Genomic DNA, 14,735 nt, shown 5'->3' with positions numbered 1-14,735 from the left:
GGCTCTGGTGCAGCACGCGCACTGCCCGGTGCTGGTCGCCCACCCGTACGCCGGGCAGCCGGACTGACCGACCAGGCCGCCCGCCGGCTCGGACCAAGGCGCGCCCGGCTCGGACCGGTGCGCGGGGGCGGTGGTCCGGGCCGGCGATACCGCCGTGCGCGGTATACCGCTGCGGAATGTTCATGCCGCAGGGGTGTACCGCGCACGGTCAGGTGCGGGGGTCGGCGGCCCGGCGGCGGGGGACGTGCCGCCGGTAGGCGCTGACCGTGGGGTCACCGGCGATCCAGAACCGCCACGGCACGTCGTGGGCGCCGGTCACCCCGACCCGGGGACCGGCCACGACCGCCGACTCCGGCACCGGCTCGGTCGCCGGACACAGCCGCACCGGACCGTCGCCGAGCAGGTGGGATCCGTAGACCGCGCGGTCGACGCCGAGCGCCGCGCAGAGCCGCGCCGGCCCGCGTGCCAGGTCCACGTCCCGGCGTACGGCGGGTCGACGGGCCCGCGCCTCGGCCAGCCCGTCGACGACCTCGCCGGCCCGGATCAGCACCGCTGACGCCTCGCCGTCCGCTCCGGTGACCACGTTCAGACACCAGTGCATGCCGTAGGTGAAGTACACGTAGGCGTACCCGGCCGGGCCGAACATCACCGCGTTGCGGGGGGTGCGCCCCCGGTACGCGTGCGAGGCGGGGTCACCGGCGGTGCCCGCGTACGCCTCGACCTCGGTGATCCGCACGGTCACCGCACCGGCGGCGAGCCGGCAGCCGAGCAGGCCCCGGGCCGCCGGCACCACCGGACCGGCGAGCAGGTCGGCGAGTTCCGTGGCGGTCTGCGCGGACGGGGACAGCATCCCCCGACCCTATCCGGGCGGCGGCTGCTCCGCCTCGGCGAGGCGGCGGGCCCGCCGGCCCCGGGCGAGTTCGGTGGCCAACGCGTCCAGCGGGGACGTCCAGAAGTGCCGGTACCGCTGCAACCAGACGTCGACCTCGCGCAGCGGCGCCGGGTCGACCGCGTAGAGCCGGCGGGCGCCGACGGCCCGGACGGTGGTGAAGCCGTTGTCGCGCAGCACCTTCAGGTGCTGGGAGACGGCCGGCTGGGAGATGCCGAACTCGGCCTGCACGACGGCGCTGACCTCGCCGGCGGCCCGTTCGCCGTCGGCGAGCAGTTCCAGGATCCGGCGCCGCACCGGATCACCGAGTACGTCGAACGCGTGCACGGACGGCAGCCTCCCAGTCGGTCCCCGGGGAGAAGCTACCCGGGTGGGGTCAGTGCACCTGATGCAGGCCGATCAGGTTGCCGCAGGTGTCGTCGAGGACGGCGGTGCTGACCGGACCGTTGCGGACCGGTTCCTGGGTGAACCGCACCCCGAGCGCGGTCAGCCGCTCGTGCTCCTTGGCCAGGTCGTCGGTGGCGAAGGTGGTGGCGGGGATGCCGGCGGCGTGCAGGCTCTGCTGGTAGGTGCTGGCGATCGGGTTGGCGTTCGGCTCCAGCAGCAACTCCACCGCGTCCGGCGCGTCGGACGACGCGACGGTGAGCCAGCGGGCGGCACCCATCGGGATGTCCTGCCGCTTGGTGAAGCCGAGGACGTCGGTGTAGAACTCCAGGGCCTTGGCCTGGTCGGCCACGAAGACACTGGTCACCGAGATTCTGATCATGGCTGCCCTTCCGAGGTCGGTGGTTCCCGACCATCATTCAGGCACACCTTATATAAGTCAAGGCTTACATCCGGCGGTCCGTCACGCGGTCGCCCCCACCGCCACGAGCAGCAGGACCGACAGGGCGATCTCCACCAGCCCCACCTGCTTCGGGCTCAACCGGCGCCCCGGGAGGACCGCCGCCCGGACCAGCAGCGCGGCGAAGAGCACGGTGAGCGCCGGGCCCAGCCAGCGCCCGGCCACCACCAGGGCCAGCAGGTGGTACCCGACCGACGCCCACCGGTACACCCGGCTCCCCCGCTCCCGGATCATCGTCTTGACGTACAGCACCGTGCCGGCGAGGTACGCGAGGACCGCGACGAAGACCTCCGTCACCGCGCCGGGCGGTACCCCGGCGATCGTCGCCACCACGAAGACCAGCAGGCAGCTCTGCACCACCGAGAGCAGGTCGTTGACCAGGGCGCGTTCCCGGCGCCGCCACGCGTACCAGGCGTTGCCGGCGAGCAGCAGGGCGTACCCGGGGGCGAAGACGAGCAGCGCCGGCTCGGCGACCAGCACCGGCACCGCGCAGGCGACGGTCACCGGGCCGTAGCGCAGCAGTTGCGGGCGTACCCGGTCGGTCCGGCGGGTCTTGACCGCCTGGAGGGCGTAGTAGGAGAACAGGTAGCCGGCCAGCCAGGCACCGAGCAGCGGCAGGTGCGGCCAGCGCACCCCGGTGACCGCCAACGCGGCCAGGTACGGCAGCAGCAGCATCGCCCAGGCACCGTGCTGCGGTGGCAGGTACCGCCGCAGCCGGCCCCGGGTGGGGCGGGGCGGCGCGGCAACCCGGACCGGAGTGCTCACCGCCGCCGGCCTAGCGGTCCGCCGCAGCGGCGACGACGGTGAGCAGCACGGCGGAGTCCTCGTCGGCGTGCAACGAGTGCCGGGCGTCCGGCACCACCAGCAGATCCCCCGTCGTGCCCTCGATCTCGGTGGCACCGCTGCGCAGCCGCACCCGGCCCCGCAGCACGTGCACGGTCGCCTCGCCGGGGCTGTCGTGCTCGTCCAGGGACCGGCCACCGGCCAACGCGATCAGCGTCTGCCGCAGCGACCGGCCGCTCCCCCCGTACACGGTGGTGGCGCTGCGACCGTTGGACGAGGTGCGGGCCCGGTCGAGTTGCTCCTCGGCGAGGGCGGCGAGCGGGGACTTCTCCATGGGGTACCTCCCGGTGGGATCGGATCGGATCAGGCGGTGCGACGGGCCAGGCCGCTCATCTTCACCGCGGTGTAGACCGCTGCCGCCAGCGCGACGTCACTGAGCAGCATCAGGCCGATGGCGTACGAGCCCTGCACGCCGTACACCCAGCCCATGACCAGCGGCGGGACGAATCCGCCGAGGCCACCGGCGGCACCGACCAGGCCGGTGACCGTGCCGACCTTGTCGTCCGGGGCGACCTTGCCGACCAGGGCGAAGACCGCGCCGCCGGCCGCACCGAGCAGCAGCGCCATGGACAGGAACGCGATCGTGCCGAGCGGCATGAGGGCCGGTTGGAACGCCTGCACGACGGCGAACAGGGCCACCCCGGCGAAGCACCAGACCAGCACCGGTACCGGATGCAGCCGGTCGGCGAGCCAGCCGCCGACCGGACGGGCGACCACCGCGAGGGCCACGAACCCGGCGGTACGCAGGGCCGCGTCGGCGGTGTCCAGGCCGTAGGCGGTGCGCAGGTACGCCGGCAGGTAGACGCTGAACGCGACGAACCCGCCGAAGCCGACCGCGTAGAGGAAGGAGAGCTGCCAGGTGACCGCGAGCCGGGCCACCTCGATCGTGCGGGCCACCGCCGAGCCGGCGGGACGCTGCCGGCCGGGGGCGTCGCGCAGCAGCAGGTACGCCAGCACCGCGAACCCGGCGAGGATCGCGGCCACCAGCAGGAACGGCGTCCTCGGGCCGTACGTCTCGCTGAGCCGGACGGTGGTGAAGTTGGCGATGGCGGTACCGCCGGTGCCGATGCCGAAGACCCCGATCGCGAAGCCCCGGCGCGCCGGCGGGTACCAGCCGGAGACCAGGGGCACGCCGACGGCGAACGCGGTGCCCCCGATGCCGAGGAAGAACCCGGCGACGAGCATGGCGGGGTACGAGGTCACGTACGCCAGGATCAGCACCGGCCCGATGGTGGCGATGCTGACCAGGGGAAACATCACCCGGGCGCCGTACCGGTCGGTGAGCGCGCCGACCGGGATCCGGCCCACCGAGCCGACCACGACCGGTACGGCCACCAGCAACGACTGGGCGGCGAAGCTGAGCCCCAGCCGTTCCTTGATCCCCGGGCCGAGGGGTCCGATCAGCGCCCACGCCCAGAAGTTGAGCAGGAAACCGACCGTGGCCACGGCGAGGTTCAACGTCGCCCGGCCACCGGCCACCGGGCGGGCCGCCGCAGTGGCGTCCGGGCCGCGCTTCGTGCTGGTCATCGCGCACCTCGCCGAGGCTGGCTGCCCCGCCCGGCTGCCGCCCGTGGTTTCGGCAGGGTCGGCGGGCCCTCCCAGCCCGGACGGGTCGGCCGCAGGCCCCGCCGGTCGTCCCGGCTGCGGTACACCACGTACGGCCGGGTGAAGTAGCCGACCGGCGCGCTGAACGCGTGCACCAGCCGGGTGAACGGCCAGAACGCGAAGAGCGCGAACGCGGCGAGGATATGGATCTGGAAGCCCACCGGCACCCCGGCCATGACCTGCGGATCCGGACTGAGGTAGAACAGCGACCGGAACCAGGGCGAGATGGTCTCCCGGTAGTCGTAGCCGTCGCCGGCCACGTTGGCGCGGACGGTGGCCCAGAGGCCGAGCACGAGCACCGCCCCGAGCACCACGTACATCGCCTTGTCGTTGCGGGTGGTGGCGGCGAAGACCGGGCCGGTCAGCCGGCGGCGCAGGATCAGCACCGCCATCCCGATCAGGGTGCAGAGCCCGGCGACGGTGCCGACGAAGACCGCCATCAGGTGGTAGGTGTGCTCGGTGATGCCGACGGCCTCGGTCCACGCCTTGGGCACCAGCAGTCCACCGATGTGGCCGACGAGCACCATCAGCACCCCGAAGTGGAACATCGGGCTGCCCCAGCGCAGCACCGCCGTCTCGTGCAGCTGCGACGAGCGGGTGGTCCAGCCGAACCGGTCGTACCGGTGGCGCCAGACCAGCCCGCCGACCAGGACCGCCAGCGACAGGTAGGGCACGATCACCCAGAGCAGGACGTTCACCGACGACCTCCGGTGGTGTCAACGAGTCCGAACGGTTCCAATCCGACCTGCTCCACCGGGGGCCCCTGCCGGGCCAGCCGGGCCGCCGCGGCCAGCTCGGCCGGCTGGGGTGCCGGCAGGATGGCCAGCACCGCCTCGACGGCGTACCGGTAGGCCGACTTCTCCGCCTCCAGGGCGCGGACCAGCAGGTCCAGGCCGACCCGGTGGTCCCGCAGCAGCCGCCAGCCGGCCGCGTCGACGGCTGCCAGGTCCAGCACCGCCGGCAGGTAGTCGGGCAGTTCACCGTCGGCGACCCGCAGACCCGCCGACCGGTACGCCCCGGCGAAGCCGACCAGCGCCTCACCCCGGCGCCGGGTGTCGCCGCAGGTGTAGTAGGTCAGGTGCAGGCAGCAGCGACGGCGGAAGTCGAACAGTTGCACGTACTCGGCGGCCAGCCGGGTCGGGTCGGTGCCGGACCGGTGGTCGACCACCGCGCCCAGCGGCCCGGCGACCGTCGCCGGCAACCCGTCCAACGCGGCCCGGACGGTGGGCAGTGCGGCCAGCACCTCGTTGTCGGGGTAGCGCAGCAGCAGCGACGCGGCCCGCGCGGCCACCGGCCGCCAGTCGACGGCGCTCACCGCTCCCCCTGCCCGGGGGCGTGACCGTCCCCGTCGGGATCCCGGCGCGGCGGGAAGAGCCCGTCGGGTCGGCCCCGACCGTCCCAGTTGAGCAGGTTCACCCGGGTGGCCTTGTCGGCCGGCGCGGCGACCGTGTCGGCGGTCTGCCGCTGGCGCAGGGCGTGGAAGTTCTCCACCGCGATCGGTGCCGGCGACCCGGACGCCTCACCGAACGGACCGGAGCCGCCCATCCCCGGGCCGCCCTCGTAGTCCAGGCTGCACTCGGTGGCCAACTCCTCCAGGTGGTGGGCCTGCTCGGCGTGCGCGGTGGGGATGACGTAACGCTGCTCGTACTTCGCGACGGCGAGCAGCCGGTACATCTCGTCCAACTGGGTACCGGTCATCCCGACCGCCGCCGCGATGGACTCGTCCCGCTCCTCGCCGAGGTTGATCCGCCGCTGGTACGACCGCATCGCGGCCAGCCGGCGCAGCACGCCGTGCACCGGCGCCGGGTCCCCGGCGGTGAAGAGCCCGGCGAGGTACTCCACCGGGATGCGCAGCGCCTCGACCGCGCCGAAGAGGTTGCCGGCGTCCTCGCCGTCGTGGCCGGTGTCGCGCAGGATGTCCACCACCGGCGACAGCGGTGGGATGTACCAGACCATCGGCATCGTCCGGTACTCCGGGTGCAGGGGCAGCGCCACCTCGTATTTCATGATCAGGTCCCAGATCGGGGAGCGGCGGGCCGCGTCGAGCCAGTCCTCGGGGATGCCGTCGCGGCGGGCGGCGGCGATCACCTCGGGGTCGTGCGGGTCCAGGAACACCGATCGCTGCGCCTGGTAGAGGTCGGTCTCCTGCTCGGTGGCGGCGGCCCGGCCGACCGCGTCGACGTCGTAGAGCATCAACCCGATGTAGCGCAGCCGCCCGACGCAGGTCTCCGCGCAGACCGTGGGGATGCCGATCTCCACGCGGGGGAAGCAGAACGTGCACTTCTCGGCCTTGCCGGTGCGGTGGTTGAAGTAGATCTTCTTGTACGGGCAGCCGGTGACGCACATCCGCCAGCCCCGGCACCGGTCCTGGTCGACCAGGACGATGCCGTCCTCGCTGCGCTTGTAGATCGCCCCGGACGGGCAGGACGCCGCGCAGGACGGGTTGAGGCAGTGCTCGCAGATGCGCGGCAGGAAGAACATGAACGCCTTCTCGTACTCCTGGCGTACCTGCTCGGAGACCTGCCGCAGGATCGGGTCACCGGCGGCGATCTCGTTGCCCCCGGCGAGCGAGTCGTCCCAGTTCGCGCTCCAGGTGATCTTCGTGTCCTCGCCGGTGAGCAGCGACTTCGGCCGGGCCACCGGGGTGTCCTCGCCGGCCGGCGCGGTGAGCAGGTGCTCGTAGTCGTACGTCCAGGGCTCGTAGTAGTCCTGCATGGCCGGCAGTTTCGGGTTGGCGAAGATGCTCAGCATCCGCTTGAGCCGGCCGCCGGAGCGCGGCTTGAGCCGGCCGGACCGGGTCCGCACCCAGCCGCCCTGCCAGCGCTCCTGGTCCTGGTACGTGCGGGGGTAGCCCTGCCCGGGGCGGGTCTCCACGTTGTTGAACCAGACGTACTCCACCCCGGACCGGTTGGTCCACGCCTGCTTGCAGGTCACCGAGCAGGTGTGGCAGCCGATGCACTTGTCGAGGTTCATCACCATCGCCATCTGCGCCATGACTCTCATCGGCCGGCTCCCCGTGACGGTATCGACGACATCAGTACTCGACCTCCTGGGAACGGCGGCGGATCACGGTGACCTCGTCACGCTGGTTGCCGGTCGGGCCGAGGTAGTTGAACGCGAACGACAGCTGGGCGTACCCGCCCACCAGGTGGGTCGGCTTGATCAGCAGCCGGGTCAGCGAGTTGTGGATGCCGCCGCGCCGCCCCGAGGTCTGCGCCTTCGGCACGTCCACCACCCGCTCCTGGGCGTGGTACATGTAGACGGTGCCCTCGGGCATCTTGTGGCTGACCACCGCACGGGCGACCACCACCCCGTTACGGTTGACCGCCTCGATCCACTCGTTGTCCCGGACGCCGATCTTCGCCGCGTCCGCCTCGCTCATCCAGATGGTCGGCCCGCCCCGGGACAGGGTCAGCATGATCAGGTTGTCCTGGTACTCGGAGTGGATCGACCACTTCGAGTGCGGGGTGAGGTAGCGGACGGTGATCTCCAGCTCACCGCTGCGGCCCAGCCGGGGTTCGCCGAAGAGCTGGTGCATGTCCAGCGGTGGGCGGAAGACCGGCAACGACTCCCCCAGCTCGTGCATCCAGTCGTGGTCGACGAAGAAGTGCTGCCGGCCGGTGAGGGTGTGCCACGGCTTGAGCCGTTCGGTGTTGATGGTGAACGGCGAGTAGCGCCGGCCGCCGGTCTCGCTGCCCGACCACTCCGGACTGGTGATCACCGGCACCGGGCGGGACTGGGTGTCGGCGAACCGGATCCGCTTGCCCTCCTGCTCGGCGGAGAGGTCGGCCAACTCCACGCCGGTCCGCCGTTCGAGGAAGTGGAAGCCCTCGGTGGCCACCCGGCCGTTGGTGGTACCGGAGAGGGCGAGGATCGTCTCGCAGGCCGCGATGTCGGTGGCCAGCGAGGGCCGACCGGCGGCGACCCCGCCGCGTACCGTGCCGTTGATCCCGCCCAGCGCCGCCACCTCGGCGCCGACGTCGACGGTCACCCCCTTGGTGGTGGTGCCGAGCCGGTCCAGCAGCGGGCCGAGCGCGGCCATCTTCTCCGCGATTGCGCCGTAGTCCCGCTCCACCACCACCAGCTTCGGCATGGTCCGCCCCGGGACCGGTTCGACCTCGCCGGTCGCCCAGTCCCGGACCACCCCGCCGGGGGTGGCCAGCGCGTCGGGGGTGTCGTGCAGCAGCGGTACGGCCACCAGGTCCCTGCGCACCCCGAGGTGCGGTCCGGCCAGCTTCGAGAAGGCGCGGGCGATGCCGTGGAAGGCGTCGAAGTCGGTGCGGGTCTGCCACGGCGGGTTGATCGCCGGGGTGAAGGCGTGGATGAACGGGTGCATGTCGGTGGTGTTCAGGTCGTGCTTCTCGTACCAGGTGGCCGCCGGGAGCACGACGTCGGAGAAGAGCGTCGTGGAGGTCATCCGGAAGTCCAGCGACAGCAGCAGGTCGAGCTTGCCCTCCGGGGCCTCGTCCCGCCAGCGCACCTCCCGGGGGCGTTTCTCCGGTGGCGCCTCGGCGGCGCGCAGCGAGGCGTCGGTGCCGAGCAGGTGGCGCAGGAAGTACTCGTTGCCCTTGGCCGAGGAACCGAGCAGGTTGGCCCGCCAGACGGTGAGCACCCGGGGCCAGTTCTGCGGGGCGTCCGGGTCGGTGCCGGCGAACCCGAGCCGGCCGTCGCGCAACGCCTCGGTGACGTACCGCCCGGGGTCGTCCGGGTCGGCGGCGAGCGCCTCGTCGGCCACGTCGAGCGGATTGCGGTCGAAGGTCGGCATGCTCGGCATCCAGCCCAGCCGGGCGGACTGGGCCAGCAGGTCGGCGGTGTGCTTCCCGGCGAACCGTCCCTCGCCGAGCGGGGAGGCCAACGCCTCGGCGCCGTACTGGTCGTACCGCCACTGATCGGTGTGCAGGTACCAGTACGCGGTGCCGATCATCTGCCGGGGCGGGCGGGACCAGTCCAGGCCGAACGCCAGGTGCGCCCAACCGGTCACCGGGCGGCACTTCTCCTGCCCGACGTAGTGCGCCCAGCCGCCACCGTTGACGCCCTGACAGCCGGTGAGCGTGGTCAGCGCCAGCATCGCCCGGTAGATGGTGTCGGAGTGGAACCAGTGGTTGGTGCCGGCGCCCATCAGGATCATCGACCGGCCACCGGAGCGGTCGGCGTTGTCGGCGAACTCCCGGGCGATCCGGGCCACCGCCACCGCCGGTACGCCGGTGATCGGCTCCTGCCAGGCCGGGGTGTACGGCACGGCCGGGTCGTCGTACCCGGTGGGCCACTGGCCGGGCAGCCCGGGACGGCCGACGCCGTACTGGGCGAGCATCAGGTCGTAGACGGTGGTGACCAGGACCCCGGCGACCTCGGCGGTGGGCACCCCCCGCCGCTGCACCTGCGGCACCTCGGTGTCGAACCGGGGCAGCGCCACCTCCACCGCCGCGCCCCCGGCACAGCTCAGCCGGGGCCGGATGGCACCGAGGTCGAGATTCCACCGGCCGACGCCCGCCTCGCTGAACCGGTCACCGAGCGAGCCACCCGGCACCGCCGGGGCGTCGGTGGCCTCGTCCCACAGCACCGGCCGGAACGCCGCCTCGGCGTCGGTGTGTCCCGGGCCGGCGCCGCGACCGGTGCCGGCCCCGGACGGGTCGGTGCCGGACGGGTCGATCCCGGCGGCGGCCAGGTCGGCGGCGGTGAGGAACTTGTCCGGCCGGTAGCCGCCGCCGGGGGCCGGCACCAGCTTCACCAGGTACGGCAGGTCGGTGTAGCGGGTCACGTAGTCGACGAAGCGCGGGGTGCTCCGGTCGACGAAGAACTCCCTGAGGATGACGTGCCCCATCGCCATGGCCAGGGCGCCGTCGGTACCCGGCTGGGCGGGCAGCCACTCGTCGGCGAACTTGACGTTGTCGGCGAAGTCGGGGCTGACCACGACCACCTTCTGGCCCCGGTACCGGGCCTCGGCCATCCAGTGCGCGTCGGGGGTGCGGGTGACCGGGACGTTGGAGCCCCACATCATCAGGTACGAGGCGTCCCACCAGTCACCGGACTCGGGTACGTCGGTCTGGTCGCCGAACATCTGCGGCGAGGCGACCGGCAGGTCGGCGTACCAGTCGTAGAACGACAGCATCGCCCCGCCGATCAGGGACACGAACCGCGCCCCGACCGCGTGCGAGACCATCGACATCGCCGGGATCGGGGAGAACCCGGCCACCCGGTCCGGGCCGTACTCCCTGATGGCGTGCACGTGCGCGGCGGCCACCATCTCCAGCGCCTCGTCCCAGCTGACCCGGACCAGCCCGCCCTTGCCCCGGGCCCGCTGGTACGTCCGGCGCCGCTCCGGATCGGCCTGGATGTCCGCCCACGCGGCCACCGGGTCACCGAGGCGCTGCTTGGCCTCCCGGTACATGTCGACCAGCACACCCCGGGCGTACGGGTAGCGGACCCGGGTGGGCGAGTAGGTGTACCAGGAGAAGGCCGCACCCCGGGGACAGCCGCGCGGCTCGTACTCCGGGCGGTCCGGCCCGACGGTCGGATAGTCGGTCTGCTGCGACTCCCAGGTGATGATGCCGTCCTTGACGTACACCTTCCAGGAGCACGAACCGGTGCAGTTCACCCCGTGGGTGGAGCGGACCACCTTGTCGTAGGACCAACGGTCCCGGTAGAAGGTGTCCGCGTCGCGGCCACCGATCTGGTGCAGGGTCCGGCCGTCCGGCGAAACCTCCGCGCGCCGGAGCAGACCCCCCACCGCCAGCAGTGCCCGCGCCGGATCCGGTGGCACCTCGGTCGGGACGTGCTTCGCCATGAGCCTCCCCCTCAATCTGTCACCAATCGGTCATGCTGCCACCGATGGTGGATCTCCGCAGCGCACCGACCGCAGGGCCGATCCTCGACCCGCAATGCCCGCCACCCCAGGGCCGAAGGTCCCTGAGAGGTAAGGAAGGGCCCCTTCTTATCGCTTTCGGTAGAGGAAGGGCCCCTTCTTAACAGCCGACGACCCAAATAGCAGCCATGTACATAGTAGCCATGTATGGTTTTTGTCATGAGTGGAGCTGCACCTGGCCCGACGCCCGGCTTCCTGGTCTGGCGACTGTCGACGAAGTGGCGGGTGGCGGTCGACCGGGCACTGGCGCCGCTGGGCCTCACCCACGCGCAGTACTCGCTGCTGGCGTCGCTGGCCGACATGCACCGGTCCGGGCAGCACCCCAGCCAACGCCAGCTCGCCGACCACACCGGCCTGGAGGCGCTCTACGTGTCCAAGCTGGCCCGCGCCCTGGAACAGGCCGGACTCGTCGTACGCGCCCCGGACCCGGCGGACACCCGGGCGGTCCGGCTCGGTCTCACCGACTCGGGCCGGGCCAGCACGGCACGGGCGATCACGATCGTCCACCACCTGCTCGACCAGCTTCTCGCGCCGCTGGGCGGCCTGGACAGCAGCCGTGCCGCAACGTTCACCCGGGAGTTGACCGCCCTGCTCGACGTACCCCTGGGTCCACCGGACAAGGAGTGAAGCTTGCCCGTCACCCCGTCCCTCGACAGTCATCGGCCGGGCCCACTACGCCAACCGGGCCCCGCTGGAGCGGGCCGTCGACCCCGTCGGCCTCACCGTCCACCAGTCGGTGGCCCGCACCGCCGTCGACGGCGAGCTGGATCGTGACCGAGCGGTCGGACGCCGTACCGGCCGGCGCCTGACCGCCGCACCACGGGGTACCGCCGACCGGAGCCGGCGGTACCCCGCAGTCCCGGTCAGTGGTGCCGGCGGGCGGTGTCGATGTCCACCTGCGAGGCGGGTGCACCGTCGACGGGGGCCGGGTTCTCCGGCGTCGGGGCGATCCCCTGGGCCGCGATCCGGTCCAGGGTGGCCAGCCCGGCGCCGTCCACCGTGCCGAAGATGGTGTAGTTCGGCCGCAGCGCCGAGTTGGCGTACACCAGGAAGAACTGGCTGCCGTTGGTGTCCGGTCCGGCGTTGGCCATGGCCAGCACGCCCCGGGCGTACACCTTGCGCACCCCGGTCGGGTCGGTCGGTGCCGGCGGCAGGTCGGTGGGTAGCTCGTCGCGGTAGCGGTACCCGGGACCACCGGATCCGGTCCCCGACGGGTCACCGCACTGGAGCACGCTCAGCGTGGGGTACGCGGTGAGCCGGTGGCAGAACGTGTCGTCGTAGAAGCGGTGCCGGACCAGGTGCAGGAAGCTCTGCACCGTGCACGGCGCGGCGTCCGCGTCGAGGGTGAGCCCGATCGGCCCCTGGTTGGTGGTGAGGGTGACCCGCATCGGCCCGTGCGGGCCGCGCGCCGGGTCGGGCGGCAGCGGTACCGGGCGGGCCGCCGGGTCGTCCGGGGTGGCGGTGTAGCCGCAGGGACCCGGGGTGACCCGGGGCGGCGGCGTACCGGCGTCGTCGGCCAGCGCCGCGCCCCCGGTGGCGATCAACGACCCGGCGGTCAGGGTCACCGCGGCCAGCCGCGCCAGTACGCGCTTCGACCGTGAACTGCTCGACACGTGTGTCCTCCCTGGACTCGTGGTGCAGGAGGATCGCAGTCTATGGATCACGGGGTCGACTGTCGATGTGTCGGTGGGTTCGGGCATGATCGCCGCAGCGGTGGAGGGAGCGACGGTGCAGCGCGACGAGATGCGGGCGTACTGCCTGGCCAAGCCGGGTGCCTGGGTGGACCAGCCGTGGGACGACCACGAGGTGGTCAAGGTCGGCGGCCGGATCTTCGCCTTCCTCGGCAACCCCGGGTCGGCGACGGTGGGCGTCAAGTGCGGCGCCAACCGGGAGATCGCCGACGAGTGGCTGCACCGCTACCCCGGGGACGCCTCGGTGATGGCGTACCTCGGCCGGTCCGGCTGGAACACGCTGCGCCTGACCGGCGCCGTTCCGGCCGACGAGTTGTACGAGGCGGTGGACGCCTCGTACGAGACGGTCGTCCGGAAGCTACCGAAGCGGGACCGGCCGGCCGGCATCTGAGGGCGCACCGGCACCCGACGACGGGACAGCGCCCCGGCGGTCGTGCTGCCCGCCGGGGCGCTGTTCACCACATCCGGCCCACCGACCGGGCCCACCGACCGGACGGCAGGGCCGGAGGGCCCAGGGTCAGTAGCGCGACCACTTCTGGTTGGCGCCACCCGTGCAGTCCCACAACTGGAGTTTGCCGCCGTTGTTGGGGTTCCAGTCCCGGACGTCGACGCACCGGTTGGCGCTGAGGTTCACCAGGTCACCGGCGGCGGTCAGGGTGAACCGCTGGACCGGGTTGCCGTTGCAGGTGACGAGGTTGACCTCGGTACCGTTCGCGGTACCGGCCCAGGCCGGGTCCATGCACTTGCCCATCGCCCGGATGGTGCCGTCGGCGGCGAAGGTCCACGCCTGTGCGGCGGTGGTGTTGCAGTCCCAGATCTGCAACTTGGCGCCGTCGACCGGGTCGGCGCCGGGGATGTCGATGCACCGCCCGCTCTGCTGTCCCCGGATCCGGGTGGTACCCGGGTCGCCGTCCGGGACGTAACCGGACACCCGGACGTAGTCGACCAGCATCTGCTGCGGGAACTGGGTCGTACCGTCCGGGTAGCCGGGCCAGTTACCACCGACCGCGACGTTGAGGATCATGAAGAACGGGTGGTCGAACACCCAGCGGTTGCCGCCGAGGCGACCCGGGTCGACCCGGTGGTACTCGACGCCGTCGAGGTACCAGACGATCAGGTTGGGCTGCCAGTCCACCCGGTAGGTGTGGAAGGCGTCGGCCAGCGGCGCGCCGATGGTCCGGCTGCCGCTGATCCCGCCGGCTCCGGAGTAGCCCGGGCCGTGGACGGTGCCGTAGACGGTGTTGGGCTCCCGGCCGATGTTCTCCATGATGTCGATCTCGCCGGCGTTCGGCCAGCCGACGCTGCCCATGTCGTTGCCGAGCATCCAGAACGCCGGCCAGATGCCCTGGCCGCGCGGAATCTTGATCCGGGCCTCGAAGCGGCCGTACGCCTGGGTGAAGGTCGCGGCGGTGAGCAGCCGGGCCGAGGTGTACTCGCAGTACCCGTAGTGGCACTGGTAGTTGCCGGGGTTCTCCCGGCGGGCGGTGATGACCAGGTTGCCCTGGCCGTCGTGGGCGGCGTTGCTGGTGCTGTTGGTGTAGTACTGCCGCTCGTTGTTGCCCCAGCCGCCGCCGCCGATGTCGAACCGCCACTTGCCCTGGTCGACGGGCGTACCGGCCGGCGCGTTGAACTCGTCCTGCCAGGTGATGCCGCCGATCGCCGCCGCGGCCGGGGCGGTGCCGTCCGGCGGGACGACGGCCGGGGCGAGACCGACGACCACCGCGAGCAGGAGGGCGGACGGTCGCAGGCGGATCCGGGATCTGAACACGGGTACCTCCTCTGGCGCTCCCGGACCGGCGGGTAGGTGACGAATCAGGGCAAGAGAGCGCTCTCTTGTGAAGTTTGTCGATGTCCCGAGTTTCTGTCAAGACTGTTGCCGGTAGCTGCCCGAACGGGAACGCCCACCGCCCCACCTCGGCGATCATGGAGTGGTGGTGAGTGACAACTGCTACTCAAATCCCTGAAAGGCGCACCACAACTCCATGATCCACGGGGCGGGGG

At 72.1% G+C, this 14,735-nt stretch carries 14 protein-coding genes; 2 read left to right on the top strand and 12 right to left on the bottom strand.

All coding sequences use genetic code 11. From position 1 onward, the window contains the following. Nucleotides 1–208 precede the first annotated feature (208 nt). The 10 genes from GSF22_RS19985 to GSF22_RS19940 form a co-directional block, all read right to left on the bottom strand. The gene (locus GSF22_RS19985; protein ID WP_208815243.1) at nucleotides 209–850 is read right to left on the bottom strand and encodes a DNA-3-methyladenine glycosylase; all 642 of its coding nucleotides are present in this window, start codon (nucleotides 848–850) and stop codon (nucleotides 209–211) included. A gap of 9 nt (nucleotides 851–859) precedes the next feature. Beyond that, a complete protein-coding gene (locus GSF22_RS19980) occupies nucleotides 860–1,216 on the bottom strand; it encodes an ArsR/SmtB family transcription factor (protein ID WP_208815242.1) in 357 nt (118 codons plus the stop codon). Nucleotides 1,217–1,265: 49 nt separating this feature from the next. Next, complete coding sequence (locus tag GSF22_RS19975) at nucleotides 1,266–1,652, bottom strand: VOC family protein (protein ID WP_208815245.1); 387 nt, start codon at nucleotides 1,650–1,652, stop codon at nucleotides 1,266–1,268. A gap of 84 nt (nucleotides 1,653–1,736) precedes the next feature. Further along, complete coding sequence (locus GSF22_RS19970; protein ID WP_208815241.1) at nucleotides 1,737–2,498, bottom strand: YwiC-like family protein; 762 nt, start codon at nucleotides 2,496–2,498, stop codon at nucleotides 1,737–1,739. Nucleotides 2,499–2,508: 10 nt separating this feature from the next. Next, the gene (locus tag GSF22_RS19965; protein WP_208815240.1) at nucleotides 2,509–2,850 is read right to left on the bottom strand and encodes a cupin domain-containing protein; all 342 of its coding nucleotides are present in this window, start codon (nucleotides 2,848–2,850) and stop codon (nucleotides 2,509–2,511) included. A 29-nt stretch (nucleotides 2,851–2,879) separates the two neighbouring features. Then, nucleotides 2,880–4,103, bottom strand: coding sequence for an MFS transporter (locus GSF22_RS19960; RefSeq protein WP_208815239.1), 1,224 nt, complete (start codon nucleotides 4,101–4,103; stop codon nucleotides 2,880–2,882). Further along, nucleotides 4,100–4,879, bottom strand: a complete 780-nt coding sequence (gene narI, locus GSF22_RS19955) for a respiratory nitrate reductase subunit gamma (protein ID WP_208815238.1) — start codon at nucleotides 4,877–4,879, stop codon at nucleotides 4,100–4,102. The genes GSF22_RS19960 and narI overlap by 4 nt, the downstream gene beginning before the upstream one ends. Then, entirely contained in the window at nucleotides 4,876–5,496 is a 621-nt protein-coding gene (gene narJ / locus GSF22_RS19950; protein WP_208815237.1) for a nitrate reductase molybdenum cofactor assembly chaperone, read from the bottom strand. Before narJ ends, narI begins: the two co-directional genes overlap by 4 nt. Beyond that, entirely contained in the window at nucleotides 5,493–7,184 is a 1,692-nt protein-coding gene (gene narH / locus GSF22_RS19945) for a nitrate reductase subunit beta (RefSeq protein ID WP_208815236.1), read from the bottom strand. Before narH ends, narJ begins: the two co-directional genes overlap by 4 nt. 31 nt (nucleotides 7,185–7,215) lie before the next feature. Further along, nucleotides 7,216–10,965: a nitrate reductase subunit alpha gene (locus GSF22_RS19940; protein WP_208815235.1), complete on the bottom strand. Its 3,750-nt coding sequence runs from the start codon at nucleotides 10,963–10,965 to the stop codon at nucleotides 7,216–7,218. A 237-nt stretch (nucleotides 10,966–11,202) separates the two neighbouring features. Between GSF22_RS19940 and GSF22_RS19935 the strand changes: the two genes are divergently transcribed. Next, nucleotides 11,203–11,670 carry a MarR family winged helix-turn-helix transcriptional regulator gene (locus GSF22_RS19935; RefSeq protein ID WP_208815234.1) on the top strand — a complete coding sequence of 156 codons (468 nt, stop codon included), beginning with the start codon at nucleotides 11,203–11,205 and terminating at the stop codon, nucleotides 11,668–11,670. 236 nt (nucleotides 11,671–11,906) lie between these two features. On the opposite strand, the gene GSF22_RS19930 is transcribed toward GSF22_RS19935, so the two are convergent. Continuing rightward, nucleotides 11,907–12,656 (bottom strand): peptidylprolyl isomerase, encoded by a 750-nt coding sequence (locus tag GSF22_RS19930; RefSeq protein ID WP_307804146.1) that lies wholly within the window; start codon nucleotides 12,654–12,656, stop codon nucleotides 11,907–11,909. Nucleotides 12,657–12,741: 85 nt separating this feature from the next. On the opposite strand from GSF22_RS19930, the gene GSF22_RS19925 reads away from it, so the two are divergent. Next, complete coding sequence (locus tag GSF22_RS19925; protein ID WP_244367809.1) at nucleotides 12,742–13,125, top strand: MmcQ/YjbR family DNA-binding protein; 384 nt, start codon at nucleotides 12,742–12,744, stop codon at nucleotides 13,123–13,125. Nucleotides 13,126–13,251: 126 nt separating this feature from the next. On the opposite strand, the gene GSF22_RS19920 is transcribed toward GSF22_RS19925, so the two are convergent. Beyond that, nucleotides 13,252–14,502 (bottom strand): glycoside hydrolase family 16 protein, encoded by a 1,251-nt coding sequence (locus GSF22_RS19920; protein WP_208815232.1) that lies wholly within the window; start codon nucleotides 14,500–14,502, stop codon nucleotides 13,252–13,254. Nucleotides 14,503–14,735: the final 233 nt, after the last annotated feature.

The sequence above is a fragment of the Micromonospora echinofusca genome (assembly GCF_017614955.1).
In the GTDB taxonomy this organism is placed as follows: domain Bacteria; phylum Actinomycetota; class Actinomycetes; order Mycobacteriales; family Micromonosporaceae; genus Micromonospora; species Micromonospora echinofusca_A.
Note: the sequence above shows the minus strand (reverse complement) of the source record. Positions and strands in the feature narration are given on the sequence as shown.